This window comes from Bacillus paramycoides, assembly GCF_001884235.1.
GTDB classification, from domain to species: domain Bacteria; phylum Bacillota; class Bacilli; order Bacillales; family Bacillaceae_G; genus Bacillus_A; species Bacillus_A paramycoides.
Window position 1 is genome coordinate 12,284 of record NZ_MAOI01000133.1, and the last position, 25,280, is coordinate 37,563.

General features: G+C 33.8%; 17 protein-coding genes, 7 pseudogenes and 1 riboswitch. Of the genes and pseudogenes, 16 read left to right on the top strand and 8 right to left on the bottom strand.

What is annotated here, in order from left to right:
• Nucleotides 1–352 precede the first annotated feature (352 nt).
• Entirely contained in the window at nucleotides 353–481 is a 129-nt protein-coding gene (locus BAU28_RS31370) for a hypothetical protein (RefSeq protein WP_002175141.1), read from the top strand.
• A gap of 586 nt (nucleotides 482–1,067) precedes the next feature.
• Here BAU28_RS31370 and BAU28_RS27160 read toward each other — a convergent pair.
• Complete coding sequence (locus BAU28_RS27160; protein ID WP_071721083.1) at nucleotides 1,068–1,664, bottom strand: hypothetical protein; 597 nt, start codon at nucleotides 1,662–1,664, stop codon at nucleotides 1,068–1,070.
• A 65-nt stretch (nucleotides 1,665–1,729) separates the two neighbouring features.
• Nucleotides 1,730–2,209, bottom strand: a complete 480-nt coding sequence (locus BAU28_RS30610) for a rhomboid family intramembrane serine protease (protein ID WP_083594997.1) — start codon at nucleotides 2,207–2,209, stop codon at nucleotides 1,730–1,732.
• A gap of 91 nt (nucleotides 2,210–2,300) precedes the next feature.
• On the opposite strand from BAU28_RS30610, the gene BAU28_RS27170 reads away from it, so the two are divergent.
• Both BAU28_RS27170 and BAU28_RS27175 read left to right on the top strand, forming a co-directional pair.
• Nucleotides 2,301–2,516 (top strand): type I restriction enzyme endonuclease domain-containing protein, encoded by a 216-nt coding sequence (locus BAU28_RS27170; protein WP_276327765.1) that lies wholly within the window; start codon nucleotides 2,301–2,303, stop codon nucleotides 2,514–2,516.
• Between the two features lie 126 nt (nucleotides 2,517–2,642).
• On the top strand, nucleotides 2,643–2,867 hold the full coding sequence (locus BAU28_RS27175; protein WP_033719866.1) for a YdbC family protein: 225 nt from the start codon (nucleotides 2,643–2,645) through the stop codon (nucleotides 2,865–2,867).
• 694 nt (nucleotides 2,868–3,561) lie between these two features.
• Here BAU28_RS27175 and BAU28_RS27180 read toward each other — a convergent pair.
• The 3 genes and pseudogenes from BAU28_RS27180 to BAU28_RS27190 form a co-directional block, all read right to left on the bottom strand.
• On the bottom strand, nucleotides 3,562–4,269 hold the full coding sequence (locus BAU28_RS27180; RefSeq protein WP_071721087.1) for an IS6 family transposase: 708 nt from the start codon (nucleotides 4,267–4,269) through the stop codon (nucleotides 3,562–3,564).
• An 863-nt stretch (nucleotides 4,270–5,132) separates the two neighbouring features.
• A pseudogene (locus tag BAU28_RS27185) lies at nucleotides 5,133–5,471 on the bottom strand (Ger(x)C family spore germination C-terminal domain-containing protein); the annotation flags it as partial.
• Nucleotides 5,472–5,609: 138 nt separating this feature from the next.
• Nucleotides 5,610–7,199 (bottom strand): bifunctional metallophosphatase/5'-nucleotidase, encoded by a 1,590-nt coding sequence (locus BAU28_RS27190; RefSeq protein WP_071721089.1) that lies wholly within the window; start codon nucleotides 7,197–7,199, stop codon nucleotides 5,610–5,612.
• A gap of 556 nt (nucleotides 7,200–7,755) precedes the next feature.
• Between BAU28_RS27190 and BAU28_RS27195 the strand changes: the two are divergent.
• The 9 genes and pseudogenes from BAU28_RS27195 to BAU28_RS27240 all read left to right on the top strand — a co-directional run bounded on the left by BAU28_RS27195 (nucleotide 7,756) and on the right by BAU28_RS27240 (nucleotide 13,856).
• Nucleotides 7,756–8,406: pseudogene (locus BAU28_RS27195) on the top strand (IS6 family transposase).
• 403 nt (nucleotides 8,407–8,809) lie between these two features.
• Nucleotides 8,810–8,919: riboswitch (SAM riboswitch) on the top strand.
• 173 nt (nucleotides 8,920–9,092) lie between these two features.
• Nucleotides 9,093–9,424 (top strand): annotated as a pseudogene (locus BAU28_RS31635) (ABC transporter permease); the annotation flags it as partial.
• A 47-nt stretch (nucleotides 9,425–9,471) separates the two neighbouring features.
• Complete coding sequence (gene metQ / locus BAU28_RS27205) at nucleotides 9,472–10,278, top strand: methionine ABC transporter substrate-binding lipoprotein MetQ (protein WP_071721091.1); 807 nt, start codon at nucleotides 9,472–9,474, stop codon at nucleotides 10,276–10,278.
• A gap of 250 nt (nucleotides 10,279–10,528) precedes the next feature.
• A pseudogene (locus tag BAU28_RS30155) lies at nucleotides 10,529–10,631 on the top strand (IS6 family transposase); the annotation flags it as partial.
• 18 nt (nucleotides 10,632–10,649) lie between these two features.
• A pseudogene (locus BAU28_RS27215) lies at nucleotides 10,650–10,918 on the top strand (2TM domain-containing protein).
• A 433-nt stretch (nucleotides 10,919–11,351) separates the two neighbouring features.
• Nucleotides 11,352–12,122, top strand: a pseudogene (locus BAU28_RS27225) (hypothetical protein).
• A gap of 259 nt (nucleotides 12,123–12,381) precedes the next feature.
• Nucleotides 12,382–12,642: a hypothetical protein gene (locus tag BAU28_RS27230; RefSeq protein WP_071721097.1), complete on the top strand. Its 261-nt coding sequence runs from the start codon at nucleotides 12,382–12,384 to the stop codon at nucleotides 12,640–12,642.
• Nucleotides 12,635–13,075, top strand: a pseudogene (gene mobL, locus BAU28_RS27235) (relaxase MobL); the annotation flags it as partial. The gene BAU28_RS27230 and the pseudogene mobL, both read left to right, overlap by 8 nt.
• Before the next feature lie 73 nt (nucleotides 13,076–13,148).
• Entirely contained in the window at nucleotides 13,149–13,856 is a 708-nt protein-coding gene (locus BAU28_RS27240; RefSeq protein ID WP_071721098.1) for an IS6 family transposase, read from the top strand.
• Between the two features lie 94 nt (nucleotides 13,857–13,950).
• On the opposite strand, the gene BAU28_RS27245 is transcribed toward BAU28_RS27240, so the two are convergent.
• Both BAU28_RS27245 and BAU28_RS27250 read right to left on the bottom strand, forming a co-directional pair.
• Entirely contained in the window at nucleotides 13,951–14,100 is a 150-nt protein-coding gene (locus tag BAU28_RS27245; RefSeq protein ID WP_244158213.1) for a helix-turn-helix domain-containing protein, read from the bottom strand.
• 43 nt (nucleotides 14,101–14,143) lie between these two features.
• Nucleotides 14,144–15,397, bottom strand: a complete 1,254-nt coding sequence (locus BAU28_RS27250; RefSeq protein WP_071721100.1) for an ATP-binding protein — start codon at nucleotides 15,395–15,397, stop codon at nucleotides 14,144–14,146.
• Between the two features lie 652 nt (nucleotides 15,398–16,049).
• On the opposite strand from BAU28_RS27250, the gene BAU28_RS27255 reads away from it, so the two are divergent.
• The 4 genes from BAU28_RS27255 (at nucleotide 16,050) to BAU28_RS27270 (ending at nucleotide 24,052) form a co-directional block, all read left to right on the top strand.
• The gene (locus BAU28_RS27255; RefSeq protein WP_071721102.1) at nucleotides 16,050–17,882 is read left to right on the top strand and encodes a GAF domain-containing sensor histidine kinase; all 1,833 of its coding nucleotides are present in this window, start codon (nucleotides 16,050–16,052) and stop codon (nucleotides 17,880–17,882) included.
• 1 nt (nucleotide 17,883) lies between these two features.
• Nucleotides 17,884–18,525: a response regulator gene (locus BAU28_RS27260; protein ID WP_071721103.1), complete on the top strand. Its 642-nt coding sequence runs from the start codon at nucleotides 17,884–17,886 to the stop codon at nucleotides 18,523–18,525.
• A 408-nt stretch (nucleotides 18,526–18,933) separates the two neighbouring features.
• Nucleotides 18,934–23,178 carry a S8 family serine peptidase gene (locus BAU28_RS27265; protein ID WP_071721105.1) on the top strand — a complete coding sequence of 1,415 codons (4,245 nt, stop codon included), beginning with the start codon at nucleotides 18,934–18,936 and terminating at the stop codon, nucleotides 23,176–23,178.
• A gap of 274 nt (nucleotides 23,179–23,452) precedes the next feature.
• Nucleotides 23,453–24,052 (top strand): TasA family protein, encoded by a 600-nt coding sequence (locus tag BAU28_RS27270; protein WP_071721107.1) that lies wholly within the window; start codon nucleotides 23,453–23,455, stop codon nucleotides 24,050–24,052.
• Between the two features lie 343 nt (nucleotides 24,053–24,395).
• Here BAU28_RS27270 and pssA read toward each other — a convergent pair whose 3' ends face one another.
• Complete coding sequence (gene pssA, locus BAU28_RS27275) at nucleotides 24,396–24,887, bottom strand: CDP-diacylglycerol--serine O-phosphatidyltransferase (RefSeq protein WP_025149676.1); 492 nt, start codon at nucleotides 24,885–24,887, stop codon at nucleotides 24,396–24,398.
• Between the last annotated feature and the right edge of the window lie 393 nt (nucleotides 24,888–25,280).

The following is a 25,280-nucleotide window of genomic DNA, read 5'->3' on the forward strand; positions in this document are numbered from 1 at the left end:
ATAGGTATTAATAAGAGGATTTGATGTGTGATGCTCTATAAAATACCATATATGACTTGAATCGATGGTATTAGAAATAATTGAGCAAAAGATGGATGGAAATTGGAAATAATAAAGTTTGATCAAAATCTTGTAGTAAAACTGCAGGATTTTTCTTTTTCTTATTGAGCTAATGGGGGAGTTTAGTTACAGAAGAAAATCAAATAGCATAAGCCTACAAAAAAGAAAGCAAACTAAAATCAAGGGTGCCGATAACGAAAAGATACTACTTCGCTATCTGTATATGGTGTATGTATAATTGTTGGCATCTTTGAAGGAATAACTAAATTTAAACTACAAGGGTGGTGAAAGAATGGCTAAAAATAAAAAAAATCAATTTAAGAATGATAAAAACGTTCTCCCAAAAGCAGATGTAGAACTTGCTGGAGAAAATGGACTTGAAAAAATAGCATTAAGAGCTCAAAAAAATCAAAATAAGTAAAGAATAAGGGACATAGACCTGTCCATTTGTTCCTTGAAATTAACCTGATGTTTTTTTAGGAATACTAAAAGTAGATCATCATAAGGTGATCTCTTATGTTACATCCACAATATCCATTCCTTTGTCAGAGGCTGGAAAAATGGCCTTTTTACAGAGATGGTAAATAAGTATGTTCATACCACAGCTACAAAGGCTGGCAAGCACCTAATGTTATTTTAGTGTTAGATTCTCCATCAACACGTCATTTAAATGATGTAATCGTTTCCCAGACAGCTAATCCAAAACAAATAAAAAATGCGTTATTTATTAGTATGTCACGTGTAAAGGGGAAGGCCTCGACTGGGGAGTATTCCTTTGTTTGCTTAAATTACTTACAAAAATATAATCATTTAAAATCAATTTTTAATTCATCCTTTGAAGATGAAATAGCCTTACCATTTTAGTAGGGCTAAACATAGGAGAGATATCACTCCTAAAGCAGTTTAAGAAAAAAACTCTCTTAGACATATCATAGTGAACCGTACAAGAACTATCAGCAAACCAAAATAAAAATCCAGCTAGATGATAATCATCTAGCTGGATTAATTTAGTTTTTTCCATTGGATGTCCACTGTATACCTGATTTTTCATATATACGGGTTAGCAACTGATTATATTTTTCGGCTTTTTTATTTATATCGTCAATAGATTTGGAAAATTTATTGCCACTGCTTACATCCTTGTTGTTTATAGCTAATTTAGAATACTCAGCAGCTTCATTTAATTTGTTGAAAATTTCAAGTAATAATGCTTGAGGTTCGTTCATATTTGGATTGAATTTTTTCTTAGAAATCTCACTAATAATTTTTTGAATATTGTCTTCCTTTTTTTCTATCTTGATCAAAAATTGTTCTTTTTCTGCATGGCTTGATATCCCTTGGTTATAGCTGTCTATTAATTCATCCATAAGTGGATAAATGTTCTTGTATTTTTCATTAAACCAATTCGCATCATTAATAATTTCTATTGTATTAGTATCTGACGCCTTAGTTACTTTTCTTATAATTGTATGGTTGTCTTGAGAAATGATGTATCCAACCAAGATAACAAGGGTAACTGTAATAGGAGCGAGATAATTTGTTGCAATATTTCTTGGTTTTGTGTGATTTATTAATAAGGTAGATAGAAGAAAACCTGTAATCAAGCCTCCGGAATGCGCGGGTATACTAATATTTTCCCCAGTAAAAGTATAAATCACATTTATTGCTGTTACGACAAAAATATACTTTTTTGTCGTATTATCAATATATGCATTTTTTTATAAATTAAAGCTAAAAATGTTCCTAACATACCATAACCTGCACCAGAAGCTCCACCTACTACGACTTCAGGAGTAAAGTATATTACAAATAGTCCACCAATTATACCTGATAATAGAAAAATAATGCCTTGACGGAAACTCCCCATAATCCGTTCTAGAGGAGGAGAAAGAATTAAGATAAATGAAATATTGCATAAGAAATGAGTAACTCCCCCAACATGCGGAAATAAATATGTAACCAATCTAAAGTATTCGCCATTTGAGAAAAGCGGTTGAGATAGTCCTCCATATTTAATTACAGTATGGATATTGGTGGGTCCTCCGTCTATGCACGTGAGAATAAATATTACTGTGGTAATAAAAACAATAATAAATGTGACTGGATATCTTTTTATGAAGGTGCTAAAATTTTCATTTCGTACAAAAATGACATAATTACCTCCTTTTCAATTATTTAAAAGGCTGATGATAAAAAGTATATTGGTACAATATTCCTACTCATATTATAATACTTAGTTACTGACTTTTTCACAATATTGTTCTGAGGAGTTAACAGCTGATGATGTCATTAAGAAATCCATGGATAATGAAACGCTAAAGAAAATCGCACATGAATTAATAAATGCGATTAAGAACAACATAACTATTGACTGGAGTTTCAGACAAAGCGCTCAAGCAGGTAGGAGAAGAATCATTAAAAGGCTGTTCAAGAAATGGGATTCCCCACCAATTTAAGCGGGGAATTCACTGGAAGTGGTCATGAGACAAGCAGAGTTTTTGTGTGGAAATTCAGATTCTATTGATATAGGTCGAAAAACAGGCAACAATGCGGTGACTATGTACTATAAAGGAGACATAGCTATGGCAGATATAAAGTTTGAAATTAAAGAAAACGTAGGCGTTTTATCTCAATCACCTAAAGGGTGGACAAAAGAATTAAATCTTATTAGTTGGAATGGAAAAGAAGCAAAGTATGATTTGCGTGATTGGGCGCCAAATCATGAAAAGATGGGTAAGGGCATTACATTGACTGTTGAGGAACTAAAGACATTAAACAACGTTTTGAATAGTGTGGAATTAAAGTGAATAGGGTAATTGAGGCACAATCTTTAAAAGTCTGTGCCTCTTTTTATTGAATTTAGATGAAGGAAAATGATTCAACGCTAGCATATAATTCATACTGATTTATCACAGGAGTGTGCTGGGACGACTATTCTAAAGACTTGAGGTGATGGACGTTACCTGTTTGGAGCATGGGGATTTATATAACAGACAGCAGATAGGATACAAATATTGCAAAACTAAAGGAAATAAGTCTAGTGATGATATACCAGAATATCAATTTTTATGATAAAGTGAAGTGTGAAGAGATGCTTTGTAGAGACGCGTAGGCTACCAGTAATCGTAAATCAAAGAGATCCCTCTATCATTTAAATTGAGGGATTAAATTTCTTTTAGAAAAATGTCTTATAAAAGCTGTCTGCATTAGGAAAGTTAGTGCGAAATATGAAACAGCAAATCCTTGGCGACTCTGTTTACATATATCTACATAGTTCCCTCCAGATTTTTTCTGAAACCTCTTCTCTAAATTTTAAAGAAGTTTTATTAAACGGTCGTGCTTCGTGCGGATCAGCAAGCAATAAGATGTTTTTAAGCTTATGTGAAGGTATAGGTTTAATTAGTTCTGTAAAATTTATAAGGGGCATATAATACTCAGGATTCTGGTACAAAAAGATAATGAAGAGTAAAAAGAATGAGTCATTTCTAACGGAATGACTGTTTATACGTTAAGACCAAAGAGAATATTAATCAGTTGTATCTGCTTTTGGACAGACTTTCCTCCATAGAAAGTCTGTCCTTTTCTAATCATATGCATTGCTTCTATTCCAGCAAGTGTTTTGGTTGCTGTGTGAAGAGATTGAAATCCTAGCATATTTCGGACCCGTTTTTTGATAAAACGATGGTCTTGCTCGACAATGTTGTTTTGATATTTCATCTGTTGTAACTTGATTCCTGCTGGTAGGTCTCTTGCTTTTTGTGATTGTTTCACGGCTTTTGTATAGGCTGGGTTTTTATCAACTGTGAGGACACGAGGTTTTGAGGTATGACAAGAAGATAAGGCCTTTTTGAAGAAACGTTTAGCTGATTTCGCTTTTCTACTTTTACTTAAATAAAAATCAACGGTGTTTCCCCCAGAATCCACAGCCCGATACAAGTACATCCATTTTCCTTTCACTTTGATATATGTTTCATCGACACGCCAGGAATCATTTGTTTTCTTTAAATGACGACGAACGCGTTTATTTAGTTCCGATCCATACCGATGAACCCAACGCATAATCGTTGTATGAGAAATGGATAAACCACGTTCCTCCATCATTTCTACCAAATCTCGATAACTTAAACTGTACCGGAGGTACCATCTAACTGCTAATAGAATAATCTCCGGTTCATAATGCTTCCATTTAATATCCACTGGTTTTTTCATCGTCGTACACGTCCTTTATTTATGAATATTTTCAGTGTACACAATGACAGTATTTTTGCACCAGAACCATAAAAAATATTGTATGTTTAAATATTATATGTTACATTAATGTTACAATGACATTACATAAAGTTACTTTTGTTTCATTTGTTTTTCTTTGTGTTTATTTTTGTTACGAAATGTAAAGTTAAAATGATTTATCAATGTGTATAAGGGTGTGTGTAGTAAAAAGTCTGAGCTAGAACTACATGCAAATTATAAAATTTCCTTTCTGTCTTAAAAGAAGAATACCAACTATTTAGGTTTTTTTGTAATGAGATTAAATAAAATGTACTTCCTTTCCCACACAATTTAGTACATGTTTATGGTTTAGTCTAATTGCTACATAGACCCTTATACATATGAATTTAACTGCATTAAAGAAAATATTATTACTTAAAACAATATTAAAAAACTAAACTTTTAATAATATCATCTTAGACATTTTATTTGTTCTAAAAAAATGCCTAGATGGTATTTTTAATAGGGGAACTTTAAAGTTACATTATTTATTGAATCTAATAATACATACAAATGAATTTTTAGATTTAAATTCATTATGAATCTATATATAATCATTGAGGTATATAAAATGAAACATTCTTATAAGGTGTTTATATGTGTTTGGATAGTAATTATATTATTTTTTGTAACTTATTATGGATATAATTTGATATCTGATAATAATTAGTAATAAAAAAGAAAGATTTATTGGTTAGCATTTAACCAATAGATCTTTCTTTGAGTTAGCGTCCTTCACATAATTATTATTGAGGAAGGAAAAATGTACAGAGAAATTTTATGAAATATAAGTATAGTCTAGTCTAATTTCTAATGGTTCCAGTATCTTTAATTTTGACGTGAGTTTTTATATTTATTTTAGCCTCTGTTAATGCTTGCGGCCAATTTCCTTTTAGTTTTTTCCACTTTTTATATTGAAAAGCTCTAGCATATAGTGATAATGCAATTGGATCAATTTTATTCTTTTGTATTTCATACAACATATGTTGTAATTTTTTATTAAGTTCTTCCTGGATATCCTGTTCTAAATTATTTATGGCTTTATTATTATCAACATGTCCATTTTTCAAATTTCTATTGATTTTTTCTATTAAAGTTACATTAGCGTATATGTCAAAATTAAATATAAATTTTCTTTTTTTCGGTACTTTGCATATAGATGGTAAATCCGTTGATCACGGTAGGACTTTATTTCAAACCCACACAAGAAAAAATAGATTACCTGCACACTAAAAAGTATAGCGAACAGGTAATCTAGGTGTTTTGAGATTAATGAAAAACTAATTTATTTTTTGAATTCTTCCATCAATAATAGGCTGAATTGGTTCTTTTGCTTGTTTTATATAATCTACTAATGCTTCAAAATCAGTTGGTCCTGTTTCAGCATCTTTCCCATTTTTAAAGGACACAAATCCATCTCCACCTGAAGCTAGAAATGCGTTCGCAACGACGCTGTAAGTTTTAGTAGGAATAATTTCTTCTCCATTTGTTAAGCGAATACTTGTGACTTTTTCTCCATTTGGCTTGTTCGCATCCCAAGTGTATTGGATCCCTGAAATTTGAAGCATTCTTGTTATGTCTTTTTGCCATTGTTGATTTAAAATATCACGAATGTCTTGACCCGTTAAATTGACTTTTATTAATTGATTTCCGAATGGTTGAATGCCATATACCTCTCCCCATGTAATATCACCAGCATCTAAGTCATTACGAATACCACCAGGGTTCATAAGAGCAATTTGGGATTGCATTGTTGCACGCTGGGCATCAGCGATTAAATTGCCGAGAGTAGATTCACCAGCCGTATTTTGTTTGCGATCTAGTGGAGCGGTAGATTTACCAAGAACTTCATTGACAAGAGGTGCGATTTTTTCTTGATATTTATCCAACTTCTTCTTTATTTTTTCATCAGGCTTTATGCCATCATGGTAGGTTGTAACAATTTCTGCTTTTTTCTCAACAATATCTTTTGTCTTACGATCAATCTTTACATCAACATCAGCAAAAGCCATTCCATAAGAATTTGCTTGTACGACAAGTTTATTATTAACAGTTCCATTTACATAGGTGTGGCTATGCCCCCCAAAAATAACATCGACTTCTGAATCAGTCTCATTTGCTAATCGGACGAGATCACCATTTGTTACGCCGTTCTCATCTGTTGTACCTCCGTTATGTGCAAGAACAACGATAGATTTAACGCCTAGTTCTTTCAATTGCTTTACGGATTTGTTAATGGCTGCAACTTCATCTGTAATTTCTACATTCTTTAGCATAGTAGGCATAACAACGTTAGGAACATCTGTTGTTACGACTCCGATAAAGCCAACAGGAACTCCTTGTACTTTTTTTATAGTAAATGGTGGTAAAAATAGACGACCGGTGGATTTATTATAGAAATTTGCGGCAACATATGGGAATTTTGCTCCTTTAAAATTCCCTGTTTTTTCATGGTATCCACCATAAATAAGGCGGTGCATTTCTTCAATGCCTTCATCAAATTCATGATTTCCGATGGTTCCAACATCAAATTTTAGATCATTTAGAAATTCAATTGTGGGTTCGTCTTGTAATAATGCTGAAACAGGAGGACTTGCTCCAACGATATCGCCAGCATGAACCTTTAATGTATTCGGATTTTGTTTTTCACGATCACGTAAATAAGCCGCTAAGTACTCGATTCCCCCTGCATCTTTATTGTTAATTTTCTTTACAGTGTCTAGTTGCCCATGAAAATCGTTAATACCGAGCATTTGTACATCTATGTAGCGGTTTGGTTCTGTAGTTGCTTGAGCTGGAGGCGCAGCAAATACACTTGAAAAAGTAACTGTACTTAATGCTAAAGCAACTGGAATGATTTTTTTCAACATAAAATTTTCTCTCCCCTTAATAAAATCTGACATCATACGATATAATTTTAATAGATTAAGAGGATTATTTCTATAAAAATTCTACTAATTATAAAAATTAATAAGATTTTATTGTTTTCCGACAAAAGACTCCTTCCTCAAAAATGTGAAGGTGTGAAACAACAATTTTAGGTGGGAGATGAATATCGGTAGGCGTGAGCCTACGTTTTTTGATTAGGATATAAAGAAAAAGTGCCACCGGCACTCCAAACATATATAAAAAATCAAAACGCACACCATTGGAGCCAATGGCATGCGCTACATAAATTGTTAGATATTCGCACACATCTGTTTTACAAACTATTCACAGGAAAACAGATTCATATGGATGAAATGACAGAATCAGAGTAAACGTAAAATAGGGTGAGTGCAAAATTATGGATGTTTCATTTACACTGCTCTTTGTGGGGGAGCCTTAGGAAAGGGCGAATTTACAATAGAAATGTAATAATTACTAAGATAATAACTTTTCCCTTCGTTTTGAGGGTCTTCTTTAAATAATACCGTCAAACAAGATATTATTTTGGTAGCCGTTGGCTATTACTGTCGTTTTTCTTTAAGCTATCGCGATGTATCTGAGATCCTGAAAGAACGTGGTATTTCCGTTCGCCTAATAATCATCATGCCATGGGTTCATGAATATGGCAGTCTAATCTATCAAGTTTGGAAAAGGAAAAACACAAATCACCACCATGCTGGGCATTTAGATGAGACTTATATCAAGGTGAAAGGTGAGTGGCGCTATCTATATCGTACCATTGATACCGATGGGTATACGCTTGATTTTCAGCTTCGAAAAACACGTGATCATCAAGCAGCTTATATGTTAATGAAGCGACTTATCAAAGCCTTTGGAGAACCAACGGTTCTTCCCGCAGATAAGGCTCCAGTCTTACTTTGTGCGTTCAAAAAAACTGAAAAAGAATGCTCTTTATATGCGTACAAAACATTGTACCATTAAGCATTTCAATAACCTAATTGAACAGGATCACCGTCATGTAAAACGGACTTTGCCAAATCTTCTGGATTTCAAAATCTCCGCCATGCTTCACGTATGATAAAAGGTATCGAGACTATTCATCCGCTATATTAACAAAGGCGAAGTCTGCAAAGAGACTCCACTTTTTCAACATACAATGAACTTCAACAAATACTAGCAACTTCCTAATCCTTTTTCCTCATTCACCAATCTGTTTATGCTTTTTTCAAACTTTGCAACAGAACCCAATGTAAGCTCTATGTCCCTATTAAATAATTTTTGCACCAGAATCCAAAATCGCATAGAATGTAAAAATTTTCATAAGAGTAATTTAAGTATACCTAAACTTTGCAACAGATCCTTCTAGTATTATCGTGTTACTGTATAACAATGAATCTAGAAAAAGTATAAAATAAGTGGTTTTGATTGAGGGATTTATAAGAGGTAATACCACACACCCATCAAGCTAGTATTTTGAAGTTTTTTTTGCGTAAATCCTTATTGACATAACGAGTGTATATTGATAAAATTCAATTCATAAAATATAGATAATTTCATAAATTTCAAATCAGATGAAAATTAAATCTGATTTCTCTTATCCAGAGAGGTGGAGGGACTGTGCCCTGTGAAACCCAGCAACCATCAACTTTTACATTGAAATGGTGCTAATTCCTGCAAAGCAAATGCTTTGAGAGATGAGAGGAAGGGATACTGTTGATATATGCATAAAAACCTTTCTGCTCATTCTAAAAGCAGAAAGGTTTTTTGTTGTTCGAATGAGGGCGAAGAATATTCTGAGAGAAAACAGAGCAATTTATACAGCCGATGGTAAGTAATATTTATGAGTTCATTCTATCCCGTCATATAGTCAATATTTTGCCCGTTTAGTTATTTTAGCGATCCCATTTATGAAGATTCTCCTTGGGATAAGTGTAGAACTGCTAGCTTTAATGATTGGAGCTTTAAAAGCAATAGGAGCAAAACGAGCACGATTATTGGGAAGGTATTAATTCTAGGACCCTTACTAACACCAGTAGTTGGTATTACCATAACGACTATTGGTGTTATCGGTGCTGGTAGGAAAAGGAAATTTGATTGTTTAGAAGGATTTCAGTGCAGGAATAACGATGTGACAATCATTGCAACAATTTGTGTAATACTCATTGTTTTTCTAATTCAATGGGTTAGTAATTTTGTTACAACGTGAATTGATAAAAAAATAAATACATAAAAAAAAAGAAGGGTGTTTACAACATGAAAAAACTATTACTATCAGCACTTATTACAACGGCAATTTTTGGTTTAGCTGCTTGTGGAGGAAAAAGTGAAGATAAGCTTGTTGTTGGTGCTTCTAATGTACCGCATGCAGTTGTTTTGGAAAAAGCAAAACCGTTACTTGAGAAAAAAGGTGTAAAGCTAGAAATTAAAAAATTCCAAGATTACGTATTACCAAATAAATCATTAGCGAATAAAGAATTAGATGCAAACTATTTCCAAGGTATTCCATACTTAGAGAAAGAAATGAAAGACAAAAAATATGATTTTGAAGTAGCTGGAAAAATACACATTGAACCAATCGGTTTATATTCTCAAAAATATAAAAACCTAAAAGAGCTTCCAGATGGCGCAACAATTATTATGAGTAATGCAATTACTGATCATGGACGTGGTTTAGCGATTTTACAAAAAGAAGGTATTTTGAAAATTAAAGATGGTGTAGACCCTGTAAAAGCAACCGTAAAAGATATTGCAGAAAACCCGAAAAATTTAAAATTCAAAACAGACATTGAACCTGGTTTATTAACACAAATGTATAAAAATAAAGAAGGCGATGCTATTTTAATTAATGCTAACTATGCAATTGATGCAAAATTAAATCCAAAGAAAGATGCAATCGCGATTGAAGGTAATGATTCTCCATATGTAAACGTAGTTGCAGTTCGTAAAGGTGATAAAGATAAGAAAGAAATTAAAGCACTTGTAGAAGTATTGCATTCGAAAGAAATTGAAGACTTTATTAATAAGGAATATAACGGTGCTGTTATTCCTGTAAAAGAATAACTTTGAAAAGAATGGAGAATTTCGAGAGCGAGCCCTTCAAGATCAAGCACAGGAGCTAGTTGCTTAATGTGTATAGCTTAGTCAACAGGTCGCAAGTACATTACTCATATTACTCTTTCATAAGGAATCCGGTGCTGAATCATCAGTACCGGATTTTTGGTTCTGGTGCAAAAACTTCAGGACACTTGCAATAAATCTATAAATCTTGGACATACTGATACGATTACTCTAGAAATGGTGCGTGATTGGTATAGAAAAGGAAAATGTATTCAAATGGAAGCATTATCAGCCGGATATTATTTTGTTAACGGTACAACCTCAGTTTTCGTGATTTGGTGGAGATGATGGAGGAATGAAAGAGGTGTTTAAAGGTGGAGCGAGATGAGATTTATTTACGAGCTAAAAAAAGGTGGAGAATTTAAAAGCGTTTTACATTCATTTAACGGTCTATATACTAGTTAATCTGATGCTTTTTTTAATAAATGTAATCTCTGACTCAAGTGAATTATGGTTTTTATATCCACTTGGAGGTTGGGGAATAGGTATTGTTATACACGGTTTGACAACTCTTCCATTAGGTATATTCGGAAAAGAGTGGGAAGAACGAAAGATTAAAAAATATATGGAGAAAGATAAGTAAATCTTTTTTTGGAATTTATGAATATAAAATACAATAGCAACAATCTTTTAGAACATAGCATTTTAATTTAACAAAATGGACATTTGAATGAGGTAATACGATGTATATAGTTATAACTATTTTAGGCGCTGCCGTTATCGGTATAGCGTCTTATTTTATTGTGCGAAGTAAGTGATGGAATGTTTTGGCTGGGAGGTATTACGGGATATTTCGTAGGTATACTTGTTACTTTACTGGTAATCCACTTTTGGTATTGGATTGGCGGGATGAGCAAGGGAGATGAAGAATGGCTTGAGGAGTCTGCTGATAAGGAAATGGAGCAGTTGAGAGTGATAAGGGGTGAGCGAATTGATAGGTTCATTAGTTGATGGAGAAGAAATTTTGAAGATCCTTATTTCTCGGTTTTTTTGTCTTTTTGACATCAAAATTCTATATGCCGAATGATGAAAAGCTCTTTCATACGGAGGCAGATAAGGTTATCAAGTTACCTGGCATGGGGAGGTTAGTAGTGGAAAAACGGGAATACAATCCACGTAAAAACTTTATGAAAATTCTGTTTCGATTAGAAAATTTTAAAGAAACTATCTATACATTTCAAGCACAAGAGAAGGTGAATTCAGGTACACAATTACCTGTCAAAGTGTTGTATGAAGACAATGGTCATTATGTAGTTGAGGTGCAAAAATCATCTCTGAATTGGGGAGCTGTAGCGTTAGATATTTATAATGAAAACGGTGAAAAAGAACAAATGGACATTCGGAAATTTACAAAAGACCCTTAAGAATATGAAGAGGAAAAGACAGATAAAGATACGTCTAGCAAACTGGCATATACCATCTTTACTGACCAAAGAAAAACAAAAGCAAATGATGAATTATTGGCAAAAGATAAGCAATCGTATGAGAAAGATTTTATTGAAAGGGATAAAAAAGATTGGAGAGAAAAGATCACAAATTACGGAAAAGCAATCAAGTTAGAAGAAGAAAATGTGAAACAAGTAGATCAAAAAATGAAAGAACTAAAAGAGGAATTAAAGTATCAAACGGAAGCGGAAAAGATGGAAACGCAATCTAAAATTTCAGCTTTAGAATCGAAAATAAAAGAGTCTGAAAAGAGCATAGAACTGTTTAAAACGAAACAAAAAAATGCACAAGATAAGATTAAAAAATTGGAGAAAAAGGAACAAGAAATTCATAAAAACTGAAAAAAGTCTTAGGGACATGATGGAGACATTGAGGAAAAACAAGGGGACACGATAGGGACATTTAGAAAAAATGACGGGACGTGATGGTGACATGAATAAGAAATAAGGGGACATTAACGGGACATTCAACGAGTTTTCTTGCCCCCATCGTTTTGCTAGGCTCCGCCTAGCTTCACACCCTCGGTGGGAACAAAAACCCCTTATGCTCTTCTCACTATTTTTCGTTCTCTAACCAGATTTGCAAAAAGGAGCTGAAATTGTGCATCTGAAAATAAGAGATATAGATCCAGTTGCAATCAAAAAGTTTGATGAAATGGTAAAGAAAAAAGGAACATCTAGGCAAAAATTATTAAAAGGTATTCTCGAAAAGGCAGCCTTTTTACCTGAGCAATCTAAAAAGGAAATGGAGCAAGAAAATCTTATTCAAAAAAACATCTATGTGATGAATGATTGTTATAACGAAATGCAAAAAATGAATGCGTTTATCCAAATGATGATGCAGGATGATGAAAATGAGTAATGCGGCTCCTGTTCCATCTTCAGTAACGCCTGGTGTTGTGTTAAAAACAAAATTTGTTTTACCTGATTCCGATGCATTTCAAAACTATATTGAATACGTTGATCGAGAGGAAGCAAAAAGTGAAGTAAAGCTCAATCAAAAAATGTTTGAACTGTATCAAGAGTACATGGGGAATCCAGAAAAAACTTCAGCTCTTTTTACAGAGTACTCAAACCGATTAACAGAAAGTGAAAAAAAATCCTTAAAGGAAATGTTCAAAACTGGTCATGGAAATGGAAGGATTATGTGGCAAGATGTCATCTCTTTTCATAATCCTTGGCTCGAAGAACAAGGCATATATGATACGAAAACCAAAACATTAGATGGAAAAAAGCTAATGGATGTGACACGACTTGCGATGAAGGAAATGCAAAAAAGAGAAGGGTTAGAAAAAAGGGTTCTGGTGCAAGAAATTTATAAAACTTGAACATACTTATACTATCAATCTAAAAAAGGACGTGATCAGTATGAAAAAGAAAAATTTATTTAAGTGGAAGCGTTATCAACCTGATGTGATTGTGTTAACAGTCAGATGGTACCTATGGTACAACCTAAGTTTCCGTGATTTGGTGGAAATGATGGAGGAACGAGGCTTATCCATAGCTCACACAACCATTATGCGTTGGGTACATCAATATGGCCCTGAGTTAGATAAGCGAATCCGACGTCATCTCAAACAAACTAATGACTCATGGAGAGTGGACGAAACGTACATAAAAGTAAAAGGCCAATGGATGTATCTGTATCGTGCAGTCGATTCAAATGGGAATACCATTGACTTTTTCCTTAGTAAAACGAGAGATGCCAAAGCAGCCAAGCGCTTCTTGACAAAAGCCTTGGCTTTTTCACATGCTGCCGGACCTCGTGTAATAACAGTAGATAAAAATCCAGCTTATCCAGTATCTATTCAACAGTTGAAAAATGAAAAAAAGATGCCGGAAGGCATCAAAATAAGACAAGTAAAATATTTGAACAACATCGTGGAACAGGATCATCGATTCATTAAGAGGCGATTCCTTCCTATGCTAGGGTTCAAGTCCTTTAGCACAGCTACATCCATTCTTGCAGGAGTAGAAGCCATGTATATGATTAAAAAAGAACAGATTGATTTACGGGATCAGTCTGTCCAAAACCAGAAAGAATTCATCCATCAATTGTTTGGGCTTACAGCATAAAATACAATTCCACTAGAAATATATGCGCTATATTCTCTTTTATTTTATCTTTGCACCAGAACCCTTTTTATCAAGTTTTTGCTGATCTTGTAATTCATACCGTGTTAAGTCTTTTTTGTTTATAATATCGTTGTTTATCTAGCAAAGCGGAGTTATATTGCTGACGACAAATGGAAATCCCTCTCTCTAATATATGTTGTTGTTTTTCTGTAGGATAGATTTCAAACCTATAGTTCAATTTCATTATGTCGTCATCTCCGAATGTTCGTTCTAATAACTCTATTATATTAGCAGGGGATAGTGATAGAAAAGTGTGTTCCTTTTCCTAGTTCACTTTCTATCTCTATATCTCCGTTTAATTCTTTAATAATACTGTACGCAATCATAGTACCAAGCCCAGTACCCTTTTCTGTTGTTGAATAAAATGGCAAAGCAATTCGTTTTATTTGTTGAGAAGACATTCCAATTCCTGTATCAATAATATCAATTACAATATTATCTTTTATTTTTTGAATATTTATTTGTAATACTCCACCATTTTTCATAGCTTCAATTCCATTTTGTATTATGTTGATTAGACACAGTTTTAATTTCTCAGAATCAGCATTTATAAAAAGGGAGTCTGTACTATTCAGTTTTAATTCAACATTCCATGATAGAGCGAGTGGTGAAATTGTATCTATTACCTGATTCAAAATGTGATTAATATCTAGTTTCTCTTTAATAATGTTTTGTGGTTTGGTTAAAGATAAATAGTTATTTATAGTAGCCTGTACTTGTTGCATTTCAATTAACATGATTTCCAAGTACTTATCTTGAGGTACCTTAGAGCTTTCATTTTCATTTAATAACTGAGTGAATCCTTGTACCGTGGTTAGTGGATTACGAATTTCATGTGCAATAGATGCAGCTAGTTCACTAGCTATATAAAACTTTTCTGCCCTTTGCATTTTTTCTTTCATTTTAAATTTATCAATCATTCCTTCTATTAGATAGACTGATAATAATACTGTGAAAATATTAATGACAATATAATTAAATAAAAATTCAATCAGAGTAGAGTCAATTGTACCACCTGTATTTATTTGAGTTACAATACCACAAATAGAAAGGGAAGTTGTACATATCAAAATAAGTAGAATGCTTAATAATATCTTCTTTTCCTTGAAATAAATAGGTGACAAGTAACGAAACGTGATTGTAATAACAGAAATAATAGTAAAGATAATAAATGACGGGAAAACTCCGCTTCCACCTAAGTAAAATCTATAAGAAAGATATAAAATCCCAACAAAAATAATACTTTTTGTATTTCCATATAGAAAAACTAAAATGATAGGAATAAAACGTAAATCATAAATGAATCCAGCATGTAAATGAAAAGGAAAAGTCATACAAAAAATAATTGCAATGGAGGAAAGAACAGAAATTAATATATTATTGTATGCAATTTTTTCTTTATGTTCCAGCCAAAATACATGATAGCTAAGGATACAAATAATAATAATAAAGGTATTTATTAAGAGCGTAGGAATTCCCATAGTTTATGCCTCTCTGATAGTTTATAAGTAGGATTATGAATGAGTTTAATCTAGGTGTTTGGTTTTATTAGACCTTCTATCTTTAAAAAGAAAGGGAAGGGCACTTGCAAAAGTGCTTTTTCATTATTTATATTAGAATCGATGAGGAAGATAGAAATAAAAAGCTACTTTTAGTTATGTACAAAAAATTGAAAGTAGCTCTTGTATAGCTAAAACATGAAGTGAATTACTGGAATAGTTACGTTTTTACAGGAGTGAATATTCTGTAAAAAGACTGTGAATGACGATATCTATTTTATAGCCTTCGCCATATTAACATGAAATTTATTAAATTACAAAGAAAAAAATAAAAATTATTATTTTTTTGTTAATTCGATTTATCTAAAAACAAACAGTATTCAACAATGTAATTTCACGATTCATATTTCATATATCTTTTGTACTATAAGATTACGTCCAATGATATGTATAATTACATCATTTGATCAATAGAAAATGTATGAAAAGAAATTTATACTAGTATTGTGTCTTGCCTCTTTAGGTATAGTACACAGCCGGTGATTGGCTAGTGGGAGTTCTTCCATTTTGCCAGTGCCGGTTTTTTGTTGGATAATAGAGAAAATGAATTCTTATAAAGAAAGAAGGGACTGTTTTGAAAGATGTAAATTCTATTTCTATGAGAGAAAAAGTTGCTAGTTTTTATCTTTATTTTATTTCGTTTCTTGGTTTGATTACTATAACTATATCTTTACTTGAAATTAAAATCCCTTCTCATCCAACAATACTAATATTGTTATTAATATTTATGGGGATTGCAGAGTATTTTCCTGTACGATTTTGGAGAGGAACTAGCTCGCTTACCTTTCCGATAATTTACGCTATGAGTTGGCAGTTCGGAATACATATAACTATTATTACTATTGTATTCGTTACACTAATTATTCACCTGCATCGTCGTTCACCGGTACAAAGAATGCTATTTAATAGTACCCAGCATGCTCTTAGTTTAATCTTGGCAGAATGGTTTTCAAATAAATGTCTGTCGTTATTGATTAGCGGAATGGATATGTCAGCTCTGTATGAGAATTTAATATCTTTGTTATTATTTTGCGTGTTTTTTTGTTTTTTCAACAACCGTTTTTACGATTTGTTAATGGTACTCCTCCCACAGCCGTATTCGATACATCAGTGGTATAAAAAAGCCGTAACAGTATTTCTTTGTGAAACTTTTGGTGTATCTTATGCTGCTCTGATGCATGTATTAATTAGTACATATAGTGTGGAAATAAACGAGATTACAGTACTGTTTTTCTTTTTTCCACTTGTAGCAATTTCAGTTATCAGTTCTTTTTCTGTACGAATTAGGATGGAGAAGGAACGATTATACGAACTGTTTCTTATTACAACAGAAATTAGTCGTGGACTAAACGGAGGAAACTTGAAACATATTAAACAAGCACTCAAGGGTTTTTTTGGTATACAAGCATATGTAATATGGACAAAAGATGATGGAAACTGGAATCTTCTACTAAAAGATGGGAAAGTTCAACTTGATATTTCTGATCATTCAGATAAAATCGAGGCGTTTGAGGAAATCTCTAAAAATCTTGTTTTTAATGATTGGAAAACTGGTACGGCGCCTGGAGATGAAATATTTGATGATGTCATACGCTCGCTTGTATATTTTCCTCTTATTGTGAATGATGAATTAGTTGGAATGTTTGTTGCAGGAAAAAGTAGAAATGCGGGTTTTTTTCCGGAGGATGTACAATCTTTAGCCACGTTTTCTAACCAATTAGCTAACGTAGTTAAAACCAGGATATTGATTTCTGAACAGGAAAAAAGAATGATTTTAGAAGATAGAAATAGAATTGCACGAGAAATTCACGATGGCATTGCGCAAACATTGGCCGGGGTGATATTCCAACTAGAATCCGCTAAGAAAAAATACTTTGATAAACCAACCGATATGCAGCAAGTAGTCGAGAAAAGTATAAAGGATTTAAGAGGAAGCTTAGGAGAAGTCCGCTATTCTATTTATGCTTTAAAACCGTATCCGACACAGCAATTAGGGCTTAAGCAGGCGATAGCAAGTAAAATAAAATCTTTAAAACAAGAATATGAACTAGATATTACATATCATGAAAGAGGTAATTCACGTGCGCTTAGCTTTTCGAAAGAAAGAGTTATTTTTGATACATTACAAGAGAGTTTACAAAACATTGTTAAACATGCACAAGCAGAAAAAATTCATGTTTTGCTAAGCTATCAAAGTGAGCACGTGCTTTTAAAGGTTAAGGATAATGGAGTCGGTTTCTCACTATTTGAGTCTATGGTTAAAACGAAACGTGAGCCACATTATGGTATATTACATATGAATGAACAAGCTGAACAATTAGGGGCCACTTTACAGATTGATAGTTCTGTAGGGAAAGGGACAGAAATTACACTTTTAATTCCAGATTCACAGACAAGGGGTGCGTAAAATGATTAAAATATTAGTAGTGGATGATCATGCTTTTTTACGAGACGCAATTCGGAGCATACTAGAGGTTGAATCTGATATGAAAGTGGTTGGAGAAGCGAGCTCTGGGGATGAGGTATTGGAAAAAGTAGGGGAATGCAGACCGGATTGTATTTTGATGGATATTAATCTTCCAGGGAAGAACGGAATTGAAGCTACGGGATTAGTGAAAAAGAATTATCCTAATTGCCGAGTACTTGTTTTTACAATGTATGAGCATGATGAGTATTTAATGGATGCCCTTCAAGCTGGTGCTGATGGTTATTTATTGAAAGATTCATCATCGGAACAGGTAGTGGCTGCAATTCGAATGTTATATCAAGGCGATTCGGTTATTCATCCGCGTATGACGAAAAAATTAATTACATATCATCAGCAAAAAATGAAATCAGAACCAAATGAAAATGAACTGACAGAGCGTGAAAAGGAAATTCTCTTTGAACTAGTAAAAGGACTTAGTAATAAAGAAATTGCTGAAGCTCTATATATTAGTGATAAAACAGTTAAAATTCACATCAATAAAATTTTTAAAAAGCTGAATGTCAAAAGTCGATCGCAAGCGGTGATTTATGCTGTTCGAAATCAATTGGTTCCGCTGGATTAAATAAGAGATTTTTAAAAGAACTATCGTGTTTCCTTATTCTATATTACAAAGAATAAGGGGCAAGGTAGTTCTTTTGTACTATTTAAACGTAGAATCGTTAGAAGAAAAATACTCCTTTTGATTAATTTTCAGAAAAATCAGAACGTGAAATAATAAAAACAGAATTATAGTTTAACTCTATTAATAATCCATTTTATGAAAATCTGTTATTGAAAATAAATTTTTGGGGGGCTTTTATAGAAAAATTAAAGTGAGTGGTTAGCTATATGAGGTGTGGGATGGAAGCAGTGTTGGAAATTCTTAATTATACGAAATGAAGGTTTAAGATTAATAGAATTTTCAATGCTAAATGGGAATTTGATAATCAATTTGTTTAGAAAGATAATTTTTATAATGGGGAGATGCAATATGAAAAAAGGGAAATTTGGAAAGATTCTTATTGGAACGCTAACAGTTGGTATGCTATTGTCTCAAGGAATTCCATATAACGTATTGGCAGAAGATGTGAATTCATCCACTTTACCGGGTATTGATGATGTAAATGCTGTATTGAAAGGACTTACAAAGGAACAACGTAATGCTTTAAAAACATTGGATACAAAACCAGGTTTTGTTATTTCACCAGGCATCAATACAGCTAGCCCTGATAATGTGAATGTAATTGTAGAATTTAAGCAAGCGCCTAGCAAAATTGAGGTGCTAAAACAAGCGGCAAAAGGGAAAAAGTTAGCTCTTTCAAATGCGGAACAAAAGGTAGAGGCATCTCATAAAGGATTTAAAACAGAGCTTGAACAACTTCAAAAGAAGAAAGATAAAGGGACGAATTTTAAATCTGCCAAAATAACAAGAGAATATAAGAATGCTTTTAATGGTGTAGCAATGTCGTTACCAGCAAATATGATTGAAGACTTAGTTCGTACTGGTATTGTTAAGCGTGTATGGGAAGATCGTGAGGTCAAAATTGATTTGCCGAAAGAAACAGCTAAGGCGGGTGTCGAGCCAAAAATGGCAGATAGTGTACCACAAATTGGTGTGGACAAGCTACACGATGAAAAAATAACAGGCAAAGGAATTAAGGTGGGGATACTGGACACAGGTATTGATTATAACCACCCTGATTTAAAAGATGCATATAAAGGATATCGTGCAAAGCAAGGTGAAGATCCAAGCAAAATAGATCCGAACTCAATAAAAGGATGGGACTTTGTTAATAATGATGCTGATCCGATGGAAACAACGTATAAGGATTGGCAAAATTCTGGAGGATATCCTGAAATTTATAATGGAAGTGCATACTATACATCCCATGGTACTCATGTAGCTGGGACAATTGCTGCAGACAAAAAGAATAATGTAGATTATGCAGTTAAGGGCGTTGCTCCAGATGTAGATTTATACTCATATCGTGTATTAGGACCATATGGAAGTGGTCAAACAAGCGGTATTCTTGCTGCGATTGATAAAGCAGTGAAAGACGATATGGATGTTATCAATTTATCATTAGGTGCGGCTATTAATGATCCTTTATATCCTACTTCTGTGGCAGTGAACAATGCCATGTTAGCTGGTGTTGTTACAGTAGTAGCGGCAGGTAATAGTGGTCCAGGAGAAGGGACAATTGGATCACCTAGTGCAGCGGCACTTCCAATTACAGTTGGAGCAAGTGACGCTGCGATGTCTATCCCAACGTTTTCTGCCGCTGCAGGTGATTTACATGTGGATAAGATGATGCTACTTGGAAAAAGCTTTACTGATAAGCTTGAAGACTTAAAAGGTCAATCCTTATCGGTTGTATATGCAGGACTTGGGAAATCAGATGATTTTAAAGGAAAAGATGTAAAAGGAAAATTAGCGCTTATCCAACGCGGTGAGATTACATTTGATGAAAAAATTAAGAATGCGAAGGAAGCAGGCGCAAAGGCTGTCATTGTATATAACAATGTTGATGGTGAAATCACTAGTTATCTTGGAGAAAGTACTTCATCTATTCCATCGTTCCGCTTAACAAAAGTAGATGGTGAGAAATTACAAGCAAAAGCTGTCCAAGGGGATGTGGCTTTAGCATTTGGAGAACTTAATAATATAAAAACTGAGGGAGATCACTTAGCTGATTTCAGCTCTCGTGGTCCTGCAACTAAAACAGATGATATTAAGCCGGATATTGTAGCGCCGGGTGTGTCTATTTTCTCTACTGTTCCTGAATATATTAATGATCCAAAGGATGGAGAAAATTATCCAGTAGCGTATGGACGTATGTCAGGTACATCTATGGCAACTCCTCATACTGCAGGGGTAGCAGCACTCATTTTACAAGAACATCCAAACTATAGCCCATTTGACGTAAAAGAAGCGCTTATGAATACCGCAGTTGACTTAAAAGAAGAGCGCTCTGTATTTGAGGTAGGCTCAGGTCGAATTGATGCATATCGTGCAGTTCATGCAGATACATCTATCGAGGTTATCGATAAAACATCAAATGTTGTAAATGATGAAGAAGTAGAAATTGAAGAAAAAACAGGTTCTATTGCATTCGGGTATAAAAATCAATTGGGAAATGAACCTATTAAAGATAGTCGAAAAGTCTTAATTAAGAACAGCAGTAAAACAGACGGGAAAGAGTTCAAATTAGAAGTAGAGTTTTCACCAACAAGTGTAGGTGTGCAGGACGCAGCGAAGAATGGTGTGAAGCTGAACGTACAAGATTCTATTAAAGTGGCTCCTGGTACATCAGGGGAAATTAGCCCTGAAATTATCATTCCAGAAAACGCTGAATTCGGTAGATATGAGGGATATATTCATATTTCAAATAAAAACAATGAAAAAGAAGTATATCAAGTGCCATTTGCAGTTAAATTCACAGAAAAAGGGATTGCGTCTGTAGATTTACTGAGAGACGCAATGGCAACAGATGCATCTAAATTCCATCCATTTATGGAAAGACCAAGTTCGCCGTTGACATTTAAATTAAATAGTCCTCTTGAAACCATTGATGCAGTTGTGAAGGATCGAAAAACAGGAAAGGCATTAGGAGTCGTTGGTACACTTAATGCAAGCAGTTTAACACCAAATGTTGAATATATGATGTTTTCTGGTATGGGAGGGTATGTACTTCCATTCACAGGAGATCCAGCTCATCCAATTGGGGATAAACCTGTTATGTTGCCTGATGGAGATTACGAATTGAACTTCGTTGGATATGATAAAGAAGGAAAATCTTATACAAAAGGCGATAGCATTATCATTGATAATGTAATACCTGAAATGAAATTTAAGGATGTACAACCTGGTATACATGAAGTAAATGATTCCATGTTTAAAGAAGAAGATGGTCAGCGAGCATTATGGGTACATGGTAATATTTATGATTCTACTGTTGATGCATTAAAGGTAAAAGGCCTGCAGTATGACCAAAAAGCTAATCAAATTGTATATTATCAAAACTCGGCCTTTCCATCAGGTTGGCTGAATACAATTCAAGCAAATGGTGATTTTAAATTTGGGGTACTTCCAGAGGAAATAAATGAACCGTTAACTTTAAAATTATTTGGATATGACCTTGCAACTGCAGGGGATATGGCAGCAGGATTTAAAGACTATGTTTTTGTTAAAGAGGGAACGGAATACGCTGTTCCAAGCTATGACAAAGATAAAATCAAATTAGGAGAGAAAATTACATTAACTTTAAATCTCAATAATGTGAAACAACTTATGTCAGGTACATTTGAGATTCCTTATTACAAGCAGCTATTTAAATTTACAGATGTGAAACCAAATCCAGCACTTACGGAATATGTAAAACAACATGGACTAAATCTTAAATTAGAAGATCCAAAGGTAATAGATACAGAAGGAGCTTGGGAAAACAAGGTGAAAGTTGGTGCATCGTTAGAAGGAAAAGAATTTAAAGGGTTAGATGGAGACACACCATTTTTAGATGTTACATTTGAAATGACGAGTGATGAATATTTTAATGATTTAACTGCATTTGGAGCAAATAAATTCTCTTATACAAAATCTGGTGCAGCAGAAGGTGTTGAAATTCCTGTATTTAAAGATAAATCCTTCTCTATTATTTCGAAGCATTCAACAGTTAGAGGGTATATCGGACCAGAAGCATTCTTGAATGAAGATGGGTATTTAGGTAAGAACGACTACACAAAACTAGGAGCAAAAGTGTACGTAGTTGGCAAGGATGGAAAGAAATATACAGGAACGATTGATGATCATGGTCAATTCGAAATTCATAATGTTCCTGTAAGTGATAAAGAATACGATATTTTTGTCGAAATGCCAGGTCATTTAAATAGTAAATTAACAACAAAAATAGGGAAAATGCAGGATGGAGAATTAGTGGGACAAAACTTTAGAGCTGATATGGATGACAACCTTGCAGGTGATGTAAACGGCGACAAAGTGGTAGATATTCAAGATGCTAGAATAGCAGCTTTATCGTATGGAAAAGGAAAAGTGACTGTCAAAGATGGCGATGTCAATCAAGATGGTGTTGTAAATGAAACGGATATTCGCTTGATAGAGAAGAATTTCTTGAAAAAGGGTCCAGATGCTAAAGAAAATCAGAAACCGAAAGAAAATGTGGGGCCAGTGACGTTAGATAAAATCTTGCGTTCCATTGGATTAGAACCAAAAAAATAAGTGGGCACAATTCTATAGTAAACTAAACAATAAAATAATGATTTTAGAATCAAATGGGAGTTACTAATATTGGACCGGTAATGATTCATTGTAACATTACCGGTTATTCTTCAAGTAGTCTTAAAGCGATAGCTATTTGGATACTTAAATCTCTACATGAAGTAAATAATTTAAAGATGGTTAGTTTTCGGTACTGGATAAGGTATTTGCTTAATTATTATTGGTTGTGGGATGGATATGTAGTTTGAACTTTAATAATGGGGGGACTTGTGAAATGAGTATTAAGAAAAAACTGGGTATGGGTGTTGTAACTGCAGCTCTTGGTCTATCTTTAATTGGTGGAGGTACATATGCGTACTTCAGTGATAAGGAAGTATCACAAAACACGTTTGCAGCTGGTACTTTAGATTTGAGTGTTGATCCTAAAGTTGTTATTGATATAGATAATCTTAAGCCAGGTGACGAAATGGAACGAGGGTTTCAACTAGTTAACAAAGGTACATTAGCGATAGGAGATGTGAAGCTTCTGACTGATTACAATGTAATCGATGATAAAGGAGATAATGGAAATGCTGATTTGGGGGATCATATCCGTGTTGATTTCTTGTGGAATTTGGATAAAAATGAGGTTCCAATATGGTCGACTACATTATCTGATTTGAAGAAAGGTACACAAAATGGGAATATTCCTGATCTTGTGCAAAAAGGTATTTTAGACCGAGAAGAAAACGGACTTGCCCCAGGGGATGATGATACCTTCTATGTGATGTTCACATTTGTAGATAACGGCGAAGATCAAAATATGTTCCAAGGAGATGCATTACATTTAAATTGGACTTTCAACTCGATGCAGGCAAAAGGTGAAGAAAAATAAAAATAATGATTGGTTTTGGTGCAAAAATAACAGAGAATAAAGCGCATATATTCCTAATGATGATCCCCCCTAAAGGGGCAAGCTGACTAATGTCAGTGGGATTCTTGCTACCAAAGGCGAAGTCTTCAAAGAGACTCCGCCTTTTCAACGTACAATGAACTTCAACATAAACATTGTTCCTCATTTACCAACTTGTTTATGCTTATTTCAAACTTTGCAACAGAACCTGAAATATGTTTTAGCCGTTCCTCATTGAAGTCATACTTACTCTTTAATATTTCTATAGTCTTACTCAAATAAACGATATTCCATAAAGTCTTAATGGCGATGGACGGGATCCCAATTAAAGTTTTTTAAACCTAATTGGACTTACCATTAAGAGAGCGAGGATTAATGTGATCCATGCATTGCTATATGAAAACAATCCCATACCAGCCAATGTTAATCCAGCAGCTGGAATAGGTAATCCCTTAAAATATCCAATAGTTGGTTTAACACTAAATTTAGCTAATCTTAAAGCACCCATCGTTGGGAAAAGGATAAATGCCAAAGAAGTTAAAATAGATGGTGTTGCTATCGAATGAAATAAAAGTGCAGGAGCAACTCCGAAACTAACAATATCAGCTAAGGAATCTAATTCTACACCAAACTCACTGTTCACTTTTAATTTTCTCGCAATCCTTCCATCAAGAAGATCTAGAACAGCTGACAAGAAAATGAAAATGGAGGCTACTACCAAATAGTCACTCATATTCATGGTAATTGAAAAAACACCGCACAATAAATTTCCAATCGTAAATAAATTCGGTACAGCTTTTACTACCTGATTGAACAAGGTTGTCCCTCCTAAGTTGATCAAACTTCACATTTATGTAGCATTTTCTATATATTCTTCCGTTATTCTTAAAAATATATGACCACTGTACGCTAAGTAAATTTCGACAAGAGAAAAGTCGATTTCCTGTACGTTATATTGGATATAAAAATGTTTGATCATTTTCGGTACGCGTTGTTGAACATTAGCACCCGATAGTTGAAGTATTGGGTAGTCAAGCATTTTCCTCCGGTTGGTAGATAAGACCAACCACTCTCGTTTTAGATGTATTGGTTTTTATAAGTTTAAGATTGATCCTGTCCGTAATTTCTTTAAATAAAGGTAGTCTACTGCGTAGGACTACCGGAAACACATTAATCCAGGTTTTGGTGCAAAAACTTCAAGGTAATTACA